Raw genomic sequence first — 21,617 nt, 5'->3', positions numbered from 1 at the left:
GTATCTCAACTTAATTTCCAGTTGATACTTTTTATGATCATTTAAAATACTCATTAAAGTATCGCCTATTATAATAGTACGGTTTGAAGTCTTATATGTGTAGAAATGCTTACGCTATAGGTGAAGGGACATGAGAGGATTAGAGAAGTTCCCAGACAATGTAACTAATTTTGTAGGTAATGTTCAAGGAGATATATAGTAAAGTGGTTGGGTGGTTGAAAAAGAGAAAATTGTTGTAGATAGTAAGAGGGTAGCTTAATCGCTACCCTCTTACTATCTCTTTTTTGTGAATTGGTAAATTGACTACAGTGATAGTATATCAACAAAGAGGTATTTGTTTATTAACATTTTTTAAAAATAAAATTTTTCTACAAATAAATACATAAACATACATGTAACAACAATAATATAATATCATATATATTTATTATAGTGGATTATTAAAATTTACTATAGTTTACTAATATTGCAGGAGGAAGATAATATGAATAGATTTGAAAAATATAATTATAATAATGTAAATTATTATAAGAAAAAAGGAAATATAAACAATTATTGGCAAGATGATTGTGATTGTTGCGAATGCTCACATGAGTGTAATTGTTGCGAATGCTCACATGAATGTAATTGTTGTGAATGCTCACATGAATGTATTTGTTGTTGTAAAGGAGCAACAGGAGCAACAGGAGCAACAGGAGCAACAGGAAGAACAGGAGCAACAGGAGCAACAGGAAGAACAGGAGCAACAGGAGGAACAGGAGCAACAGGAGGAACAGGAGCAACAGGAAGAACAGGAGCAACAGGAGGGACAGGAGCAACAGGAAGAACAGGAGCAACAGGAGGAACAGGAGCAACAGGAAGAACAGGAGCAACAGGAGGAACAGGAGCAACAGGAGGAACAGGAGCAACAGGAGGGACAGGAGCAACAGGAGCAACAGGAGGGACAGGAGCAACAGGAGCAACAGGAGGAACAGGAGCAACAGGAGCAACAGGAGGGACAGGAGCAACAGGAGTAACAGGTCCACCTACACCACCATGTGGTAAATCAGGAATATCAGCAGCATTGACAGCTTTACAACAAGCAGTACTAGAAGGTACAACAACGAAACCAAATGTAATAATATCCACTCTTAATCAAAATATAACAGGAACAATAGAAAATGTTTCGGCTGATATAGTGACAGTAAATAATAACCAAGGAACTTTTTTAATATCAATTTGTAACATTACTTTAATAGACTTTCTGGAACAACAAGGTGGGCTTGATGTTATTGTAACACCAGCTTGTGATCCAAATGCACCTCAATGTGAATGTGATGATGGTGTACACGATATAATTGCAGCTAAAGGTGCTAACGCATATACTCTGGCTGTAGTAGATAATAATAGTTCACCAATAGCAAATGTAACTACAGTGCTATTATGTAATGATGTTGTATGGGTAGAAAATAATAATAGAATGTTTATAATACCACTTAATAATATATTCTTTGTACATTAATTAGAAAATAAATGTATCTTATGAAATAAGTTTATAAATTAATTAAGTACTTTCCTAGATTGATATATTAATAATAGTTATTTTTCGTAAGTGGTTATAAGAAAGTAGCAGCTATAAAAAATTTTTAAAAGTTGATAAGAAAAAAGTCTTTATGGGTTACATGTAATCAATAAAGTTAATGATAATATTCAATGTTTAAAGCATCCGATTTGGCAACGGGTGCTTTTTATTTTCTTTAGTAGATAATAAGGATTAAGTCAAACATATAAACATTAATAGGATAGCTTAAATGCTACCCTCCTTATATTTTATTGGATAAGTGAATATAATAGACTAGATAAAATTACCCCTCCAGATAAATAAATCGAATTATTGAACAATAAATAACCGATACAACCAAAAGATATAGTTAAAGATGACATACTACACATAGGAGGTTGATAGTATGGATATATTTCGTGAAGATTTTAAGTATAGACATTAAGAATAATTTATCGCGTCGACCTAAAAATGGTATAATTGAATTAGATGAACTTATGATAAGGGGGATTTACTGTGATTTTAATAAAAAATGGAAGACTTATAGATCCTAAGACGAGGGTAGATGCCAATTTAGATATAGTTATTAAAGATGGCAAAATATATAAAATAGGATCTTTTGATGAAGGCGATTATAGTGAAGTTATAGATGCAAAAGGATGTGTAGTTGCCCCAGGGCTTATAGATGTACATGTTCACTTTAGAGATCCGGGATATACATATAAAGAAGATCTAGAAACAGGAGCAAATTCTGCTGCTAGAGGAGGGTTCACTACTGTAGTTTGCATGGCAAATACTAAGCCAATAGTAGATAATGAAGAAACTCTTAAATATATATTAGAGAAATCTAAAGAACTCCCAATAAATGTTTTACAATCAGCTTCAATAACAAAGTCGTTTTCTGGAAGACATATTGTTGATATGGAGAAATTAAAAGATTTAGGGGCTGTTGGTTTTACAGATGATGGACTTCCTATTATGGACAGCAAGGTTGTAATGGACGCTATGTTCAAGGCTAAAAATTTAAATGTACCACTTAGCTTTCACGAAGAGGATCCATCGCTTATAGAAAATACAGGAATCAATAGAGGCAAAGCAGGAGAGAAATTAGGAATAATTGGAGCTCCAAGAGTAGCGGAAGATGTAATGGTAGCTAGAGATTGTATGTTAGCGCTTCATACAGGCGCTAAGGTAAACATACAGCATATAAGTTCAGTAGTAGCTGTAGAATCGGTTAGAATGGCAAAAAAATTGGGCGCAGATGTAGTTGCTGAGGCTACACCACATCACTTTACTTTAACAGAGGATAGCGTTCTAAAATACGGTACAAATGCAAAGATGAATCCGCCACTTAGGACCGAAGAAGATAGATTAAGTATAATAGAAGGTTTAAAGGATGGAACAATAGAAGTAATTGCGACTGATCATGCACCTCATACTAAAGAAGAAAAAGGCGGAGATTTTATAGATTCGCCTAGTGGAATAATAGGGCTTGAGACATCACTTGGGTTGGGTATAATGAGTTTAGTAGATGAAGGGCATCTTACACTTATGGAATTACTAGAAAAGATGACCATAAATCCAGCAAAAATTTACGGACTTGATGTTGGATCAATAGAAGAAGGAAAAAAAGCAGATATAGTTATATTTGATATAGAAAAAGAATGGAAAGTAGAAGAGTTTGCATCAAAAGCATGTAATACGCCATTTCTTGGTTGGATTTTAAAAGGAAGAGTAGAGTACACAATTTGCAATGGAGAAGTAGTGTATAAACACGATTAGAAAAAAATATGAAAATTAATAAAGAGCGGTTCTTAGAAAAGAGCAAAGCATAATATCAATTATAAAAGGCAGTACTATAGTATATAAAGTATACTATGTACTGCCTTTTTATTAATTTCTATTTGTATATTGCTTTGATAGGATCGAGTTTTGATGCTTTATATGCAGGAATCATACCGAATACGATTCCGGTAATGATAGTCGCAAGTGTTGCGTAAAGAACACTGTTAAAGCTTGGAATAACCTCGAAACCAATTCGAGGTGATACATAGTTTGTAGCCGCAAGCCCAACAAATATTCCAAGTATCCCTCCTACAACTGTAATGAATATAGCCTCAGTTAAAAATTGAAGTAAGATCGATATAGGTTTAGCACCTATAGCTCTTCTGATACCAATTTCACGTTGTCTTTCCATTACAGAAACATACATTATGTTCATTACTCCAATACCTCCGACAGACATTGCAGCAACCGTTATAAATGAAACCACTTTATTAGTACTAGATGTTATAGTTTCTAGTGCCTGCATTTGTTCTGTAGGATCTGGAGTTGTGTAGGAACCATTTATATCTGGATGTAACTCATACAATTTTTCGATAATAGTATTCGCTACTTCAAATACATCATAACCATCTGAAACTCTCAAATCTACCATTTGTATATCTGTATTGTAATTGCTTTGATCATTCATCAAATCGTTAAAAGCTTTTTTAGGAGTAATGGCAGTTGGATATTGTCCACCCATAGGTCCCATAGCAACTTGATTGTTTTGGGCATTTGGATCAGAGCTATCATCTACGACTCCGATAACTTCAAAAATAGAACCACTTATAGTAATTCCAGAACCGATTGCTTTCTCTGGGTCTCCAAATAAGTCAGTTGCATTTTGAAGAGTTATAAGAACAACTTTTCTTTTTTCATCATCTAGAGTAATTCCTCTACCAGCAACTAAATCTATTTTTGTATCTTTTTTCATAGGGCTGACTTCAATAGAAGTAGATTTTTTATCAAAAGTTGCTTCATTGTAGTAGGCGCCAGTATCGAATACTCCTTTACTAGGAGAAAGTTTTTCAATGCCTTCAACAAAAGAGAGCTCTTCTAAATCTTGAGTAGTAATGGGCTTTAAAAAAGCAGTTAAATCATCCATACTTTGATCATTAGGTTCAAAATAAATTACAGTTTGCTTTGAATTTGCAAGACTTACAGATTCGGTTATTTGTTTTTCAAAACCATTACCAACAGAGCTTACTACAATCACAGATGTAACACCTATTATGATAAATAAAAGAGCTACAGCTACACGCAGTTTATGACCTTTTAAGTTTGCCAGTGAGTTTTTTATTAAATTCATGACTACACCTCCGATTCCGAAACGAATACACCATCTTTAAGTCGTATAACTTTTGTAGCATACCTAACCATATCTTGATCGTGTGTAACCATAATTATAGTTTTACCTTTTCTATTTAGATCTTTTAGTAATTCCATAATATCAGAACTTGTTTCACTATCTAGAGCACCAGTAGGCTCATCTGCAAATATAATTTGAGGATCATTTACAAGAGAACGCGCTATAGCGATACGTTGTTGTTGTCCACCTGATAATTGCAGGGGTTTCATTTTAATCTTATCTAAAAGACCAACAGCTCTAAGTTTATCTTCTACAATTGATTCTCGTTCATCTCTCTTTAGAGAAGAGTTGTATGTAAGTGGTAATTCAACATTTTGATAGATACTTAGTGTTTCTATCAAGTTAAACTGTTGGAATATAAATCCAATATTGCTGTTTCTAAAATCGGAACGTTGATTTTCACTTAAATTTGTTACATCTTTGCCATTAAAAAAATAATGTCCTTCGTTAAATCTATCTAAGAACCCTAAAATATTTAGAAGGGTAGTTTTACCACTACCCGATTTTCCCATTATTACTACAAATTCACCTGAATTAATCTGTAGATTTAATGATTTTAATACATGAATTTCTTCTTTCCCTACTTTGTAATACTTCTGTATATTCTCTAATGAAATCAGCATATACTAACCTACAGTTGGAAAATCTTCTTCAGGTTCAGGGTCTGGTTGGTTTTCAAATGGGTTGTCTATACCGCCATCTTTATCAGTATTTCCAGGAGATCCCGTTGATCCTGGAACAGGATCGCCTTCTTTCATATCTTCTGTAGGGAATTTAATTATAACATCATTTTCTTCAAGTCCACTTCTTACTACTGCCGAATTTTCAGTATGAGTTGATACATCGACTAATTGTTTTTTGATAACTCCGTCCATATCTTTAAAGACATAAGTATTTCCTTTTTTATCCTCTTGGATAGCTGAAGCTGGTATTTTAAAGCTAGAGTTTTCAACTTTTACTGATGCTTGTATATGGAATCCGTTTACTAAATTTTCTTGGCTGTCAAATTGTACGCTTATATCGTAATAAGACATTGTAGAACCCTGCTGTCCATTCATATTTGCAACAGAATTAGAAGGTCTATCAGAAATAGAACTTATACGACCAGCTAATGTTTCATCAGTTGAAAATACTAGAATTTCAACTGTTTGATCAATAGCTAACTTAGGAAAATCTTGTTCGCTAGCTTGTCCCTTCATGTACAATTCAGTACTTTCTAAAGATATAAGCGAAGACGACACAGGTTGTTCTAAGTTTTGTGCTTGAGACTCTGAGTCATTTACATATACCTTACCATCAAACGGAGCAGTAGTTTTTGTATAAGCCTTGTTGTTAAGAGTAGATATTTCTTTATTTAATCTACTTATATCACTGTCTAAAGTTTTTATAGTGATGCTATTTTCAGGAGTATTAGGTAGATCTTTCTTTTGTTTTTTATACTGTTCTACCTGTGTTTTTAAGCTGTCTATTTGAGAGACTATAGCTTCATTTTTGCTTGTAAAAAGTAGTGCTCCTTTGCTAACCTCCTGTCCATCTTGAACACTAACGCTGCTTAGCTCTGAACCTGCTGGTACATCGAAATCTTTTGATTGTTTTGGCACCACAGAACCATTTATAAAGATTTTTTCACTTTCAGGGATAGTGTATGTTTCAGTTAAGTTATTTTGCACATCTTCAACATTTTTTTTCTTATCAATAAAAGATAGTATCCCTAGACAAATACATATAATAATTGCAATCCCTATGTAAATTTGTAATCTTCTATTTTTAAACCTTTTTAAAAACGACATTTTTTCCTCCTTAATATTTACAGACACACTTTAAGATATTACATGTTAACGTTAAATTCGATAGTAAATAGAGTATATTTTCCGTACTCAGATTCAACTTTAATATCGTGTTTTAATTTATCAGAAAGTTCTTTCACCAAATATAATCCAAGACCTGTAGACTTAGCATTGTACCTACCATTGTTTCCAGTGAAACCTTTATCAAAGATTCTACTTAGGTCCTCTTTTTTTATGCCACAACCATGGTCTTCCACCTTTAATTGTAAATAATTTTTTGTTTTTTTGCAAGTAATAGATATATCATTGTTTGAAGAAATATACTTTAGTGAATTTCCAACAATTTGTTCCAAGATAAATGTCAGCCATTTTTTATCCGAAAGCACTGTGTAGTCAAGGTTTTCAAGTTTTAAAGAAATTTTTTTATTTATAAAATATGTTGAATATTTTTTTACAACATCTTTTACAATTCGCTCTAAATTTACATCTTGTATAAAGAAATCTTTGTGAAAGCTGTCAAGTCTAGAAAAATACAAGACTCTCTCAAGTGCATTTTCGATTCTGAAAATTTCAGTGTTTATGCCTGTGAGTACTTCATCAAATTCCTCATCTTCGTTATCTTCGATAATTAATTTTACTATGGATATAGGAATCTTTACATCGTGAACCCATAAATTTATCATGTCTTTATTTTCTTCAAGCTCTTTTTTGTTATCGTTTAATATCTTATTAGAGCTATCTTGATATTCTCTCAACAAATTTAAGTAAAATTTTTCTTCTTCATTTGAATTGAATATAGTAAGCTCATTAAAATTATTATTATCTATACCTTCTTTTAATTTATTTATAAAAACTTTTTTATTTAGGTATTTTAGACTCAAATAGGTAGTTGTAAGTACTACATCTATTAAAGAGATGTACATAATAGTATCCATAAAGACATAATCAATTGGAGAGAAAACTAGAGTAAGTGTTATCAAAAGCAAAAGTGTTAGATTGTATATAAAAAAACTGTAGTTATCTTTTAAAAATTTTTTTATAGTCATTTATTCACCATACCCAACTACATTATTATGTAGCCTAGACCTCTCTTGGTTTCTATAAAGTTTTCTAACCCTATGTCTTTTAACTTAGACCTTATTCTATTTACATTTACAGTAAGCGTATTATCATCTACAAACCAATCGCTGTCCCACAACTTTTTCATGAGCTTGTCTCTACTAACAATTTTCCCGTTTGACTTCATAAGTTCATGTAAAATTTTAACCTCATTTTTTGTAAGTTCAATAGAATTATTACTGAATTCTATTGAAGCAGTCGATAAATCTAATATAACTCCATTGTGTACTATTTTATTAGAGTTTGATTCTGCAAAATTATAGGTTCTTCTAAGTAGAGCATTTACTTTCGCAATTAGTATATCTATAGAAAATGGTTTTTGTATATAATCATCCGCACCTAAATTAACACCCATAATCACGTCCATATTTGAATCTCTTGAAGATATAAATATTATTGGAGTTTTTGAAAATTTTCTTATTTCATTACACCAATGAAAACCATCGTAAAACGGAAGATTTATGTCAAGCAGTACAAGGTGAGGATCGTATAATTTAAATTCTTCTATAACATTTTCTAGGTCGTTGATAGGATACACTTCGTAACCCCACTTAGTTAGAGACTCAGCTACCTTTTTTTTGAGTGTAGAGTCGTCTTCAATTATCATTATTTTAAACATAGTTTACCTCCGAATTTATTAATCTACCTTACATAATTGTAACATTACTTTAATGAAGATGAATGGTTTATTTTTATGTAGGTAGATATAATATTATTATAATTAACTTAGGAGGTAAATTTATGAGAGATATTTTAGTTGTAGAAGATATAAAAAAAGGATTTGGAAAAAGAGGAGCTAAGTATGAGGCCTTAAAAGGAGTAAGTTTTAATGTGAAAGAGGGAGAGTTTATAGGTATAATGGGTGCATCTGGAGCAGGAAAGTCTACTCTTTTAAATATAATATCAACTATAGATGCACCAACTTCTGGAAATGTATTTATAGATGGAGTTGATATAAATTCGATGAATGATAATGGGATAGCAGATTTTAGGAGGGACCATCTAGGATTTGTTTTTCAAGATTCAAATTTACTAGAGACACTTACAATAAAAGAGAATATTATGTTACCTTTAGCACTTCAAAATGAAAAAGTAGATGTTATAGAAACAAGAGTTAATGAAGTCGCAAAAGCGTTAAGTATAGAAAATACTTTAAACAAATATCCAAATGAAGTATCAGGAGGGCAGAAGCAAAGAGGTGCAGTGTGTAGAGCTATTGTAGGAAAGCCATCGCTAGTACTTGCAGATGAGCCGACAGGAGCTTTGGACTCAAAGTCTGCCAAAGAGTTGCTTCAATCTTTTTCTAATTTAAACAAAGAGAACAAAACCACTATATTAATGGTAACTCATGATGCTGTAAGTGCCAGTTACTGTGACAGAATACTTTTTATAAAAGACGGTATTATATTTACAGAATTAGTTAAAGGCGATAGTACAAATGAATTTTACCACAAAATTATGGATACATCAGCAATGCTTGTGGGGGTAGATAAAAATGAAACTTTATAATATTTCTATAAAGAACTTAAAAAATAGCGTTTCAAATTACACAATGTACTTTGCATCGATAGTGTTTTGTGTATTTATATTTTTTAGTTTTAAATCTATTCAGTATAATGAGGCATTAAACTCTGCAGGAGTTAAAGTTTCTGCAGCTGTAAATGTAGGATCTATAATAATAGCAGGATTTGTTTTTCTATTTATATACTATTCAAATTCATTTTTTATAAACAGAAGAACTCAAGAAGTAGGTACCTATAGTCTGCTTGGTATGAGAAAGAATAAAATAGGACAAATATTTTTACTAGAAACAATAATTATGGGATTTGTGGCAACTGTAATAGGAGTCGTCTTTGGATTTTTATTTTCAAAGCTTATAACAATGATGCTTATGAAATTAATGAACCAAATGGTAGTAGTAAAAATGTCGTTTAGTTTTATGGCGTTGATTCAAACTGTCTTGATATTTTTGATAATTTTTATAGTTATTGGAGTTAGAAACTTTTTAGTTATAAGAAATAAAAAACTTATCGATCTATTTAAAAAAGCTCCAGAAAAAGTGTCAAGTGGTAAATCGACTACGATTAAAGGTATACTGGGTACAGTTTTAATTTTGATAGCTTACTATATGGCAACTGGGAAGTTTATAGAAAATCATATAGATTCTGTATTTTTAATATTAATACCTGTAATACCTGGAACATTTTTGTTCTTTTCATCAGCTGTAAGTTTGATAATAAATATAATTAACAAAAATAAAAAATATTATTACAAGGGAAGAAACCTAGTAGCATTTTCAGAACTTAGATATAAGATACAAAAAAACAGCAAGATACTTGCTACTATTGCTATACTTATTGCAGTTAGTGCAACAGTATTTGGGCTTACAACATCATTTTACTACAATATAAGCAGTATCTTAAAAGAAGATTATAAGTACAGTTTTGTTGTGAATGTATCTAATGACAGTGTAAATACACAAGTTGATAAAATATTAAAAAAATATGATGATAAAAATAAAGTAATATTTGATAAAAAAGTAAAACTATTATCTTATAACGATAAGTATAACTCTGTGAGAAAGGGTACTGGAAAACCTATCTCATCAGGGAGCGATACAGATATAATTAGAGAGAGTGACTTTAAGGATTTGATGGACTACCAAAAAGAGAGCTTTACAGGAATAGGGTCAGACGATGAAGCTATAATTATATCGAATAGTATGGTTGCTAAAAATTTTGAAAAAGCAAATGGAAATGATTTAAAATTAATTCCTTTTGAAAATAAAAGCGATAAAGTTTACAAATTCAAAATACTTGATGAAATTCAAAATACAAAGATCAATACTAATACTACATATTCATTAACTGTAGTTAAAGATAGTGTTTTCAATAAACTTTTAAAAGATGGTGAAGAAAGAGAAATAAGACTTGTAGATGTAAATAATAAAACCAACTCAGAAGAATTATCTACAGATCTAAGAAAACTTATGGATAGTAGTTATACTTCAGAATATCCTTTTAATTTTTCATCATATGTGGAAAACTACAATGGTATGTATAATTCAATTGGATTAGTATTGTTTATAGGAATGTTTTTAGCTGTAGTATTTATGCTTTGTACAGGAAGTATTATATTTTTAAAACAATTATCAGATATATACGACGATAAAGATAGATATATAATGCTTAAAAAAATTGGAGCAAGCAACAAAGATATAGAAAAAATTCTATCTAAACAGCTTAGACTAGTATTTTTACTTCCACTGTTTGTAGGAACTATTCACAATATATTTGCAATGACTATAACACAAAGACTTTTATCAAATTCAATAGTAGTACCTATAACAATAACTCTTTTAGTTTATTATATAGGTTACTTCCTGTATTATATAGCAACTTTAAAATACGCAAAAAAACTTATTATAGAATAAGAAATAAACAATCAATTAAAATAGTGAAGAACCTTAAAAGAAGGGTTGTTTCCGTAGTATGTAACTGACGGAGACAACCCTTCTTTTTTAGTATATAATAAATCTATAAGTACTATAGAATATAATTTAATTGGGAGGTAGTTGGATGAAGTTTGACGTTGAGAATCATGTATACAATTCAAAGAGAAATGTTGTCTTTGGAAAAAGTGGAGCTGTGGCTACTTCAGTACCATTATCATCACAAGTAGGATTAGAAATACTGAAAATGGGAGGAAATGCAGTTGATGCAGCTGTAGCAACTGCCGCGGCTTCTGCAGTAGTCGAACCAGTAAACAACGGCATAGGAGGAGACGCATATGCGCTCGTTTGGATAGAAGAAGAAAAAAAGCTTTACGGCCTTAACTCAAGTGGCTTTGCTCCAGAAAAGATGACGCTTGATAACTTTAAAGGATTAGATGAAATGCCAAAGTACGGTTTAAAACCTGTAACAGTACCTGGAATACCTGCAGCTTGGGCTGAGCTAAATAAGAAATTTGGGAATCTTTCATTGATGGACTGTTTAAAGCCGGCAATTAATTATGCAAGAGAAGGATTTGTAGTGTCGCCAACCGTTGCAAAAATATGGGAAAAAGACTACAAGCTTTACAAAAAAGAGTTTAAAGGTGAGGAATTTGAACCTTGGTTCGACACATTCTCTAAAAATGGTAGAGCACCTGTAGCTGGTGAAATTTTCAAATGTGAAGATCAGGCTAGGACTCTTGAGGAAATTGCTAAAACTAATGCAGAGAGTTTTTATAGAGGAAGTATAGCTGAGAAGATAGATGCTTTTTCTAAAAAATACGATGGATTTATACGAAAGTCGGACTTAGAGCAATTTTATCCAGAGTGGGTTGAACCGATTACTACAGATTACAGGGGATACACGGTATCAGAAATACCCCCAAACGGACATGGATTAACAGTGCTTATGGCACTTAATATATTAAAAGGATTCGATTTAAATGGATCGAGAGAAGATAGCGATAATTTACATAAAATTATTGAAAGTTTAAAACTAGCATTTGCAGACACAAAGACTTATGTAACAGATATAAAACACATGAAATTAGAACTAGAGGCTTTACTAAATCAAAGCTACGCAGATAAAAGAAGAGAATTAATAAAAGATAAAGCAATTCAACCGGAATCCGGAGATCCATACTGTGGTGGAACCGTGTATTTATGTAGTGCAGACAAAGACGGAAATATGGTCTCTTATATACAAAGCAACTACATGGATTTTGGATCTGGAATAGTAATTCCGGAAACAGGAATAGCTCTACACAATAGAGGAAATAACTTTAGCTTAGATCCGGAGCATCACAATGTAGTAGCGCCATTGAAAAAACCTTACCACACTATAATCCCAGGATTTCTAAGTAAGGATTCAGAAGCTGTAGGAGCATTTGGAGTTATGGGGAAATTTATGCAACCACAAGGTCACATTCAAGTTTTAAGCAATATGATAGACTTTGGATTAAATCCACAAGATGCTCTAGATGCACCAAGATGGCAGTGGATCAAAGATAAAGAAATAGAAGTGGAGCACGAGATGCCTATAAATTTAATTTACGACTTAGCAAAAAAAGGTCATGATGTCAAAGTGATATATGATAATCTAAACATGGGAAGAGGACAGATAATAATAAAAAACGAGCATGGTAGCTATGCTTGTGGAACAGAATCGCGTTGCGATGGATGTGTGGCGGTTTATTAGAATTTCGAAGTAATAGTAAAAGGATTAATTAAAGCTTCTAAAAAAAGGATAGATCAAAGTTCCTAAAAAAATAAGTCATAGACTATGTCTATGACTTAGAAAATTTATATTATGTACGATCACAGGGCTTGACCCAACATTTACTCTTCGCCTACCATTATTGAGTTTCCCTCGTAACTTATCCAATCGCTGAAGCTCCCAATATATATTTTATGTGGGATATCTAATTCTCTAAGTGCAAGACTGTCCACACATGCAGAAATTCCAGAACCGCATGATAGTATTATCTCGCTGTATTTATTTAACTCCTCAAAATGGTTTTTTAAGAATTCAATATCTTTAAGCGATCCTTCGTCATAGTTATTATTTAAAAGATCCTTGCAGAAATAATTTTTCGCACTAGGTATGTGCCCGGCTTTTTCGTATGCTGGTTCTGTGATACCTTGGTATCTTTCGTTTGAACGGCAATCCACAATCACTGTTTCATCACTGTAAAGTTTAGATTTCACATATTCCATAGGTACTACCAAGCTGTCATCTACATTCACATCTAGAGTTTTTCCAACCACTTGTGGTTCATTAATCTTTGTTTCAATTTTGCCACCGTTTTTTATATACGATGTAAGTCCGCCATCTAGTACATATATATTTTTTAGTCCCATATATTTTAACTGAAAGAACAGTCTTGAGGCACCGTTTAAATCTCCATCATCATAAGCAATTACAGTAGTGTCATTATCGATACCTAATTTTTCTAGCTTTTCTTTCAAAATATACGGATCCTGGATTGGATTTTTGCCACCGTGCTTTTCGGCTGGTTTAGACAAATCTTTATCAAGGTCTAGTATAAAACTACCTGGGATATGGCCTTTTTTATAAGAGTCTATTCCGTAAGTTCTATTTATTAAATCAAATCTACAGTCTATAACAACTAAATTGTCTTCTTTATCTAAAATGTCAATTAGTCTTTTTGCTGATATTGTGTTGTTCAAATTAACCGCCTCCATTTAATAGTAGAATTTTTAAAACCCTTCTTATTCATTATGTTATTATAAAAATTGTCTCAAGTAAATATATATTTTTATATTACAAAAACAAAAAAATATAGTATAATCATAGTTGAGTATATAGTTAAATTTCTAATTAAACAAGATCATGACATAAAACTAGAATTAACTTATTTTATCATTTTAATGCAGACACATTAGTTAATTTAAATTAGTCTTTGCAGCTTTATGTCTGAATTTATATTTTTTGTTTAAGTTTTTTATTATGATGTGAGTTAAAAAATATATTTTTTAGAATGGAGAGTTGAGAGATGAGTTACAAGATAGTTAGCAAAAGAGAACTTACAGATAACATTTACTTAATGGATATTGAAGCTCCTAGAGTTGCGAAATCTGCTAAGCCAGGTCAATTTATCATAATCAAGACTGATGAGAAAGGTGAAAGAGTTCCCCTTACCATAGCTGATTACGATAGTGAAAAAGGAACAGTAACTATAGTTTTCCAAAGCGTTGGATCATCAACTAAAAAATTAGCTCAATATGAAGAAAATGAATATGTTATGGACTTTGTAGGTCCATTGGGGCAGCCAAGTGAGTATATTCATGAAGATATAGATGAGTTAAAGAAACAAAACATTCTGTTTGTAGCAGGTGGTGTTGGTTCTGCTCCAGTATACCCACAAGTAAAGTGGTTTAAAGAAAATGGACTAGATGTAGATGTTATAATAGGCTCTAGAACTAAAGATTTAGTAATTTTAGAAGATCAAATGAAAACAGTTGCCAAAAACGTTTATGTTGCAACTGATGATGGAACATATGGATTTAATGGTAGAATTCCTGATTTAATTAGAGATTTAGTCGAAAATCAAGGTAAAAAATACGATCATATAATAGCAATTGGGCCTATGATCATGATGAAGTTTGTATGTCTATTGACTAAAGAGTTAAATATACCTACAACAGTTAGTTTAAATACAATAATGGTAGACGGAACTGGTATGTGTGGAGCATGTAGAGTAAGAATTGGTGACGAAATTAAATTTGCATGTGTAGACGGACCAGAGTTTGATGGACATTTAGTTGACTTTGATGAAGCGATGAGAAGACAAGGAATGTATAAGACTCAAGAAGGAAAAGCAGCTTTAGAGTCTGAAGATGGTGGTAACAGTCACCATGCTAATTGTGAGTGTGGGGGTGACAAGTAATGAGTGCAAAAGTTAGAGTGCCAGTTAGAGAACAAGATCCTAAGGTTAGAGCTACAAACTTTGATGAGGTTTGTCTAGGATATAATATAGAAGAAGCGGTTGAAGAAGCGCAAAGATGTCTTGGATGTAAAAAGCCTAGATGTGTTGAAGGCTGTCCAGTTAGCGTTGATATACCAGGATTTATACAAAAGGTTAAAGAAAAAGATATAGAGGGTGCTGCAAAAGCCATTGCAAAAAATAGTTCATTACCTGCAGTCTGTGGTAGAGTTTGCCCACAGGAAACACAATGCGAAGGTGTTTGTATAGTTGGAATAAAAAATGAGCCAGTATCAATAGGAAAACTAGAAAGATTTGTTGCAGATTGGTCTAGAGAAAACAATGTAAACCTTTCTGAAACAGAGCCCAAAAAGGATGCTAAAGTTGCTGTTATTGGAAGTGGACCAGCGGGGCTTGCATGTGCAGGCGACTTAGCTAAAAAAGGATATACTGTAAAGATATTTGAAGCAATGCACGAACCAGGAGGAGTTTTAACTTACGGGATACCTGAGTTTAGACTTCCAAAGAGCGGAGTTGTACAACCTGAAATAGAAAACATTAAAAAACTTGGCGTTGAATTAGAGACAAACGTAATCGTTGGTAGAACAATCACTATTGAGCAGTTACAAGATGAAGGATACAATGCTATATTTATAGGATCAGGCGCAGGATTACCTTCATTTATGGGTATTCCAGGTGAAAATGCTAACGGAGTATTTTCAGCAAATGAATACTTAACAAGAGTAAACTTAATGAAGGCTTACAAAGCAGATTATGATACACCGATTAGATCGGGTAAAAGAGTAGTGACTGTAGGTGGAGGGAATGTTGCAATGGATTCCGCAAGAACAGCACTTAGACTTGGATCTGAATCTTATATAGTTTACAGAAGAAGTGAAAAAGAGCTTCCAGCGAGAATTGAAGAAGTTCACCACGCAAAAGAAGAAGGAGTAGTTTTCCATACTCTTACTAACCCTAAAGAAATTCTAGTAGATGAAACTGGAAATGTTAGAGGAATGGTATTAGTTAAGATGGAGCTAGGAGAGCCAGATGATTCTGGAAGAAGAAGACCTATAGAGATAAAAGGATCTGAATTTGAAATAGAGGCGGATACAGTAATAATGTCTCTTGGTACTAGCCCAAATCCACTTATTTCATCAACTACTAAAGGACTTGAAGTAAATAAGAGAAAGTGTATTGTTGCAGATGAGTCTGGTCATACGACAATAGATGGTGTTTACGCAGGTGGAGATATAGTAACAGGAGCTGCTACAGTTATATCAGCAATGGGAGCTGGTAGAAAAGCTGCTGCATCTATAGATGAATATTTAAAAGAAAATGTTTTAAATAAAAACTAATAGAAACATAAAAAAATATAAATATATAAATAATAAAGAAAATTTTTACCCTAGCATAGCCTCTTGTAAAGAGGTAGTGCTAGGGTTTTGATTTACAATTGAAAATGAAAATCTAGTAGGATTAACCATTGGTTTTTTAAATTAGATAGTATATAATAATTAATTGAGGTTATATAAAATTACGTTTTTTAGATAAGAGGGGAGCATTTCGCTTCCCTTGAATCATGTTCAAAAATTTTATTCAAGGAGGACAATGGATGGTTAGTCAACAAATACTTGGTACAGAGCGCATTAGCAAACTTCTGATAAAATATTCAATACCAGCGATAATAGGTATGTTGGTAAATAGTTTATACAATGTTGTAGATAGAATATTCATAGGAAATATAGAAGGCGTAGGCTCTTTGGCTATAACAGGTCTTGGTGTTACAATGCCTATAATGACTATAATATTAGCTTTTGGTATGTTAATAGGAATAGGAACAACAACTACGATTTCCCTAAAACTAGGTGAAGGAAAGGTAGAAGATGCACGTAAATTAATTGGAAATGCTATGACACTTTCAGTGGTAGTAGGAATTATTTTAACTATAATAGGACTTGTTTTTCAAGATCAAATATTAATTTTATTTGGAGCAAGTGAAAATACAATTTTCTATGCAAAGGAATATATAAATATTATTTTAATGGGTACAGTAGTGAATCTACTTGCATTTTCTTTAAATCACTCTATAAGGGGAGATGGGGCACCTGCAATTTCTGCTGGTATCATGATAGTTGGGTGTTTAACAAATATAATTTTAGACTATGTCTTAATATTTATTTTTGGAATGGGTATTAAAGGAGCTGCTATAGCAACTGTTACATCACAAGCTTTAACGGCAGTTTTAACTATAGCTTACTATGTAAGCGGTAAATCTAACTTAAAGTTTGAGAAGAAAAGCTTAAAATTAGAATCCCATCTAGTAAAAGCAGTTTTTGCAATAGGTATGTCTTCATTTGCTATGCAGCTTGCAGCTAGTTTGGTACAAGTTGTATCAAATCACGCCCTTAAAAGTTATGGAGGAGATTTAGCTATAGGGGCTATGGCTACAGTTTCATCAATAGCTATGTTCTTTTTAATGCCTGTTTTTGGAATGAACCAAGGAGCGCAGCCGATAGTTGGATTTAACTATGGTGCTAAACAATACGATAGAGTTAGGAAAGCCTATATGGGATCACTAGCCGCTGCAACTATTTTGCTTACATTTGGATTTTTAGCTGTACAGTTATTCCCACATGCAATCGTAGGTATATTTAACAAAGACCCTGAGCTTATGGCGATATCTGTAAATGGGCTTAGAGTATACCTATTCATGTTGCCTATAATAGGGATATCAATTATCGGTGGAGTATTTATTCAGTCAATAGGTAAGGCTAAGATGTCAATGATACTTAGCTTACTTAGACAGGTTATACTATTGATACCATTTATAATTATACTTCCGAGATTTATGGGGTTAAAAGGAGTTTGGATGGCTCAACCGTTATCAGATTTAATTGCGGTAATTCTTACTGGATATGTAGTTAACAAGGAATTAAAGCGTCAAAAGCAGTTGATGATAGATCAAAATAAAGCTATATAAAAATAAATTGTCTTTGTTTAAATAAATTATTTTTTTCTAAAAATTGTAAAGATTAAGTATTTATGCTAAAATTAAATCACTTTAGGTTAAAGAAATTAGATGTTATGGAGTGATTAAATGAATTTTTTGGATAAAGATATATTGTCAAATGCAAGGGTTAGTATGAAAGTAGTAAAAACTCTTTCTAAAATAAATGAATTTAAAGGTAGACAGATCGTATATAAAAAACAAAATAAAGAAATTTTAGATAATTTGTGTGAAACTTCTTTAGTCGATTGCGCGTTATCTACTCATATAGGTCAAAATTCAAGAAGAAGAGAAATGGATATAGAAAAACTTGTGAATGGTGAAAGGATACCATCTACAGAGGATGAGTGGAGTGTAGTTGAATATAGAGATCTAGTTAAGACTATCAATAGTGCGTACTATACTATGAATTTAGATGCAAAGTTAATTGCGGAACTACACGGTTACTTGTACAAGTACTCAAATCAAAGGGGCGGATTTTTTAGAGTAGATCTAAGTTCTGAAGTTGAAAATCTCTGCGATTCATATCACAAACTTTTGGAAGAAGACGAGGTTGATGTACTTATATTAATAGCTACGATTGTACTAGAGTTTATATTACTTCATCCTTTTAATAAAGGAAATGTAAAAATGGCCAGGGTACTAATGCTACTTACTTTAAATCAAAATGGTTACGAGGTCGGAAGATATATTAGCTTAGGTAAAGTATTTGATGAAAGTTCTTTAGAGTACTTTGAGAGGATAAAAATCTTGAGCTCGCATCTTGGTAGAGGTGAGTACGATATAAACACTTGGCTTGAGTATTTTTTAGAAAGCATACTTATAGCTTATCAAAAGCTAAATGATAGCTTGAACATAACAGATAAAGATAAAGTAACAAAAACTCTTAGAATAGAAACTTATATCAATTCTACTCTTGGATACTTTACCAAGCAAGATATAAAGGATTTGTGCCCAGATATACCTGATCCTACTATTAATAGAGTATTTAATAATCTTAGAAGAGAAGATAAGATTGAAGTTATTGCTAGAGGTAGAAATGCTAAGTGGAGAAAAAAATATTAGTACAAGCAGTAAAATTGTATAAATCTATGAAATATTAATTTATAAAACTATTAAGGCACACCTAAAGTTAATTTAAAACTTTTTGTGTGTCTTTTTGATTTCAATAATTTAACTTTAATGACTATTTGTTTGTCTACTTGTATAAAAGGTTTTTCAATAGAGATACTAATAGAAAGAAATAAGGAGGTAACTATTTTGAAAAAAAAACTACTTTATATAAGTGTGAATTCAAAACCCGAAGATTTATCTTCAAGTAAAACTGTTGCAAGAAAATTTATAAATAGATTTTTAGAGAGAAATCCAGATTTTATTTTAGAAGAAATAGATCTGTATAAAAATCATATCCCAAAATTAGAATATCAATATTATGAAAAAAGAAATTCACTTGTAAAAGAAGATAAACTTACAAATTTAGGAGAACAAGACAAAAGAGAAATAAATATAATAAACGAACTTTGTGATCAGTTTGTGGAAGCCAGAGTATATGTAATATCTTCTCCAATGTGGAGTTTATCATTTCCATCACAATTAAAAGCTTACATTGATTGTATAGTTCAAGATGGAAAAACTATTACATTTGATGACGATGAAAAACCAGATGGATTATTAAATGATTTTGACAGAAGTGTAGTGTATGTACAATCGTCTGGAGCCAAAATACCGTGGATTATGAAACCGATATTAAATAAAGGCTTAAATTATATTGAAAGTATAATGAAGTTTATAGGCATAAAAAAATTTGAGGAATTATTAGTTGATGGGACAGGAACTACAGAAGAAGAGAGGCAAAGTTCTTTGAAAAATGCCTATGACAAGATAGATGAGGTTATAGATAGTTTGAAGTTTTAGCATTTTATTTAAACTAATAGGAAATTTAAAGCGTTTGAAATTTAAAAACCTGCTTTGTATGAAGAATTATCCATATAGAAGCAGGTTTTCTTTTATTGTGGCATTTAAATCTATATATTACAATATCCAATATACTTATAGTCACTAGGGATATTATATGTTTTGTCAGTCTTTTCTAATGTCCAACTTGTATCAAATAATGTAGTTCTTACAATTGATTCGAAAAATAGCATTACTATACCAGCATCTATTTTTGATTCATAAGTGTTTGTATACTCATCATTTCTTACAGCTAGTATAACTTTTCCTCCATCAACTATAAATCTCCATGGTTGTCTATTTAAAGTCGAAGGGGCCATTCTTGCATAGTTAAAGGCATCTAGTAAAGCTCTTTCAGCTAATGTTTCAGCATCAATATTTTTACCCCATTCATCAATATAAACTATTTCTTCTACACCAAGTCTTGTAGATGTATCGTTGTCAACTATCTCCATATTTGATAGTGAGTAGCTTTCACCAGTTTTAGTCGGGTTAACTATTTTTTTCTTATAAGAAGTAGCTTCGTAGCCAAGTGCTATTATTGCTGAAATATTTTTGTTAGAACTGATCTCAAGTTTGTCTAATATTTTCTCGCTGTCTTCAAAAGTTATCCAACAAGAGTCAATTTCAATTTCTGTTGCTTTTAATACTATGTTTTCTCCAATATAACCAGCATTTTCAATGTGGTTATCAACAACTTCTGATAGAATAAATATGTAGTTTGGAGCTTCTATCATATTTCCCTTATAACCAGCTATATTTTGTAGCTTTTCGGATACTTTGTCCCTAGAGTTGTCAAGTAGCTTGATTTCTACTTCGATGTTTGGAACAAGCTTTTTACAAGAATCTGAAAACTTTTCTAATTCAACAAGTTGCTCTTGCTTTATCGGAGTGTCTTTAAATTCTCTTATTGATTTACGATTAGATATAAGTGCTTTGTAATCCATTATATTAAACCTCCTAATACTATATTTAGCATAAATATATTATTAAATATTTTAGTTCTTATATAGATAATATCATTATAAATTCTATATAGTCAACAAATATAGAATAAGTGCAATTAAACTTATTAAATTTTATATTACAGTAAATATACATGAAATTTATCCACACAATAAAAACCTATATTGATTAAAACAGTTTCAATATAGGTAAAGTATATAAATAAAAATCCACGAAATAAATACTATCTACATGCGCAAGATCCCGCTATATGTTTTTCTTGTATTGCGTATAACTTTAATTCATGTACTACCATTATATCTTCTAAATTATCTGAAATACTTACAATTCTTAAACATTTGTTTCTTATTTCAGGTGGTAATTCAGGATCATCTGTTAAATTTACATAGTCATCATATCTATACATAAAATCATCCCTTTACATTTAATTAAATATATTATACTATATTTAAGGAAATTTTATTTAACTTTAATTAAAGCTTTTACAATTAATTAGTTTTTTATACAAACTTCCTTTATATTATTGCAAAAGAATCTATTTAATGATGTGAAAACGATTTAATTTTAACTAAATTTCTAGAAATATAAAATTTTATAAAGTAATATGAAATT

Annotated in this window: 18 protein-coding genes; 10 read left to right on the top strand and 8 right to left on the bottom strand. The window is 31.5% G+C overall.

Going from position 1 to position 21,617, the window contains the following annotated elements:
• Positions 1-484 precede the first annotated feature (484 nt).
• Together J2Z43_RS03400 and J2Z43_RS03395 are read left to right on the top strand one after the other, a co-directional pair.
• Positions 485-1,501: a hypothetical protein gene (locus J2Z43_RS03400; RefSeq protein ID WP_209455853.1), complete on the top strand. Its 1,017-nt coding sequence runs from the start codon at positions 485-487 to the stop codon at positions 1,499-1,501.
• 555 nt (positions 1,502-2,056) lie between these two features.
• Positions 2,057-3,322 (top strand): dihydroorotase, encoded by a 1,266-nt coding sequence (locus J2Z43_RS03395; protein WP_209455852.1) that lies wholly within the window; start codon positions 2,057-2,059, stop codon positions 3,320-3,322.
• Positions 3,323-3,440: 118 nt separating this feature from the next.
• On the opposite strand, the gene J2Z43_RS03390 is transcribed toward J2Z43_RS03395, so the two are convergent.
• From J2Z43_RS03390 to J2Z43_RS03370, 5 genes are read right to left on the bottom strand one after another with little or no spacing between them, the layout of a single operon-like run.
• Positions 3,441-4,673: an ABC transporter permease gene (locus J2Z43_RS03390; protein WP_209455851.1), complete on the bottom strand. Its 1,233-nt coding sequence runs from the start codon at positions 4,671-4,673 to the stop codon at positions 3,441-3,443.
• Between the two features lie 2 nt (positions 4,674-4,675).
• Positions 4,676-5,356 (bottom strand): ABC transporter ATP-binding protein, encoded by a 681-nt coding sequence (locus J2Z43_RS03385; protein ID WP_209455850.1) that lies wholly within the window; start codon positions 5,354-5,356, stop codon positions 4,676-4,678.
• 3 nt (positions 5,357-5,359) lie between these two features.
• Entirely contained in the window at positions 5,360-6,523 is a 1,164-nt protein-coding gene (locus tag J2Z43_RS03380) for an efflux RND transporter periplasmic adaptor subunit (RefSeq protein ID WP_209455849.1), read from the bottom strand.
• Positions 6,524-6,561: 38 nt separating this feature from the next.
• Entirely contained in the window at positions 6,562-7,566 is a 1,005-nt protein-coding gene (locus tag J2Z43_RS03375; protein ID WP_209455848.1) for a sensor histidine kinase, read from the bottom strand.
• Positions 7,567-7,583: 17 nt separating this feature from the next.
• Positions 7,584-8,258, bottom strand: a complete 675-nt coding sequence (locus J2Z43_RS03370; RefSeq protein ID WP_027701881.1) for a response regulator transcription factor — start codon at positions 8,256-8,258, stop codon at positions 7,584-7,586.
• Positions 8,259-8,380: 122 nt separating this feature from the next.
• Between J2Z43_RS03370 and J2Z43_RS03365 the strand changes: the two genes are divergently transcribed.
• The 3 genes from J2Z43_RS03365 to J2Z43_RS03355 all read left to right on the top strand — a co-directional run bounded on the left by J2Z43_RS03365 (position 8,381) and on the right by J2Z43_RS03355 (position 12,828).
• Positions 8,381-9,148 (top strand): ABC transporter ATP-binding protein, encoded by a 768-nt coding sequence (locus tag J2Z43_RS03365; protein ID WP_209455847.1) that lies wholly within the window; start codon positions 8,381-8,383, stop codon positions 9,146-9,148.
• Positions 9,135-11,072 (top strand): ABC transporter permease, encoded by a 1,938-nt coding sequence (locus J2Z43_RS03360; protein ID WP_209455846.1) that lies wholly within the window; start codon positions 9,135-9,137, stop codon positions 11,070-11,072. The genes J2Z43_RS03365 and J2Z43_RS03360 overlap by 14 nt, the downstream gene beginning before the upstream one ends.
• A 145-nt stretch (positions 11,073-11,217) precedes the next feature.
• Complete coding sequence (locus J2Z43_RS03355) at positions 11,218-12,828, top strand: gamma-glutamyltransferase family protein (protein WP_209455845.1); 1,611 nt, start codon at positions 11,218-11,220, stop codon at positions 12,826-12,828.
• Positions 12,829-12,968: 140 nt separating this feature from the next.
• On the opposite strand, the gene J2Z43_RS03350 is transcribed toward J2Z43_RS03355, so the two are convergent.
• Complete coding sequence (locus tag J2Z43_RS03350; RefSeq protein ID WP_209455844.1) at positions 12,969-13,820, bottom strand: sulfurtransferase; 852 nt, start codon at positions 13,818-13,820, stop codon at positions 12,969-12,971.
• Between the two features lie 326 nt (positions 13,821-14,146).
• On the opposite strand from J2Z43_RS03350, the gene J2Z43_RS03345 reads away from it, so the two are divergent.
• From J2Z43_RS03345 to J2Z43_RS03325, 5 genes are all read left to right on the top strand, one after another.
• Positions 14,147-15,040 (top strand): sulfide/dihydroorotate dehydrogenase-like FAD/NAD-binding protein, encoded by an 894-nt coding sequence (locus J2Z43_RS03345; protein WP_209455843.1) that lies wholly within the window; start codon positions 14,147-14,149, stop codon positions 15,038-15,040.
• Positions 15,040-16,434 (top strand): NADPH-dependent glutamate synthase, encoded by a 1,395-nt coding sequence (gene gltA / locus J2Z43_RS03340; RefSeq protein WP_209455842.1) that lies wholly within the window; start codon positions 15,040-15,042, stop codon positions 16,432-16,434. Before J2Z43_RS03345 ends, gltA begins: the two co-directional genes overlap by 1 nt.
• 257 nt (positions 16,435-16,691) lie before the next feature.
• The gene (locus J2Z43_RS03335) at positions 16,692-18,059 is read left to right on the top strand and encodes an MATE family efflux transporter (protein ID WP_209455841.1); all 1,368 of its coding nucleotides are present in this window, start codon (positions 16,692-16,694) and stop codon (positions 18,057-18,059) included.
• Between the two features lie 117 nt (positions 18,060-18,176).
• Entirely contained in the window at positions 18,177-19,151 is a 975-nt protein-coding gene (locus J2Z43_RS03330; protein WP_209455840.1) for a Fic family protein, read from the top strand.
• Positions 19,152-19,346: 195 nt separating this feature from the next.
• Positions 19,347-20,000, top strand: coding sequence for an FMN-dependent NADH-azoreductase (locus tag J2Z43_RS03325; RefSeq protein WP_234925952.1), 654 nt, complete (start codon positions 19,347-19,349; stop codon positions 19,998-20,000).
• Between the two features lie 110 nt (positions 20,001-20,110).
• On the opposite strand, the gene J2Z43_RS03320 is transcribed toward J2Z43_RS03325, so the two are convergent.
• Together J2Z43_RS03320 and J2Z43_RS03315 are read right to left on the bottom strand one after the other, a co-directional pair.
• Positions 20,111-20,986 carry a nitroreductase family protein gene (locus tag J2Z43_RS03320; RefSeq protein WP_209455838.1) on the bottom strand — a complete coding sequence of 292 codons (876 nt, stop codon included), beginning with the start codon at positions 20,984-20,986 and terminating at the stop codon, positions 20,111-20,113.
• Between the two features lie 242 nt (positions 20,987-21,228).
• On the bottom strand, positions 21,229-21,411 hold the full coding sequence (locus J2Z43_RS03315; RefSeq protein ID WP_209455837.1) for a hypothetical protein: 183 nt from the start codon (positions 21,409-21,411) through the stop codon (positions 21,229-21,231).
• Positions 21,412-21,617 lie beyond the last annotated feature (206 nt).

Origin of the sequence: Metaclostridioides mangenotii, from assembly GCF_017873185.1 — a bacterium.
In the GTDB taxonomy this organism is placed as follows: Bacteria; Bacillota; Clostridia; order Peptostreptococcales; family Peptostreptococcaceae; genus Metaclostridioides; species Metaclostridioides mangenotii.
The sequence above is the reverse complement of the archived record's forward strand: the minus strand, read 5'-3'. Positions and strand labels throughout refer to the sequence as shown.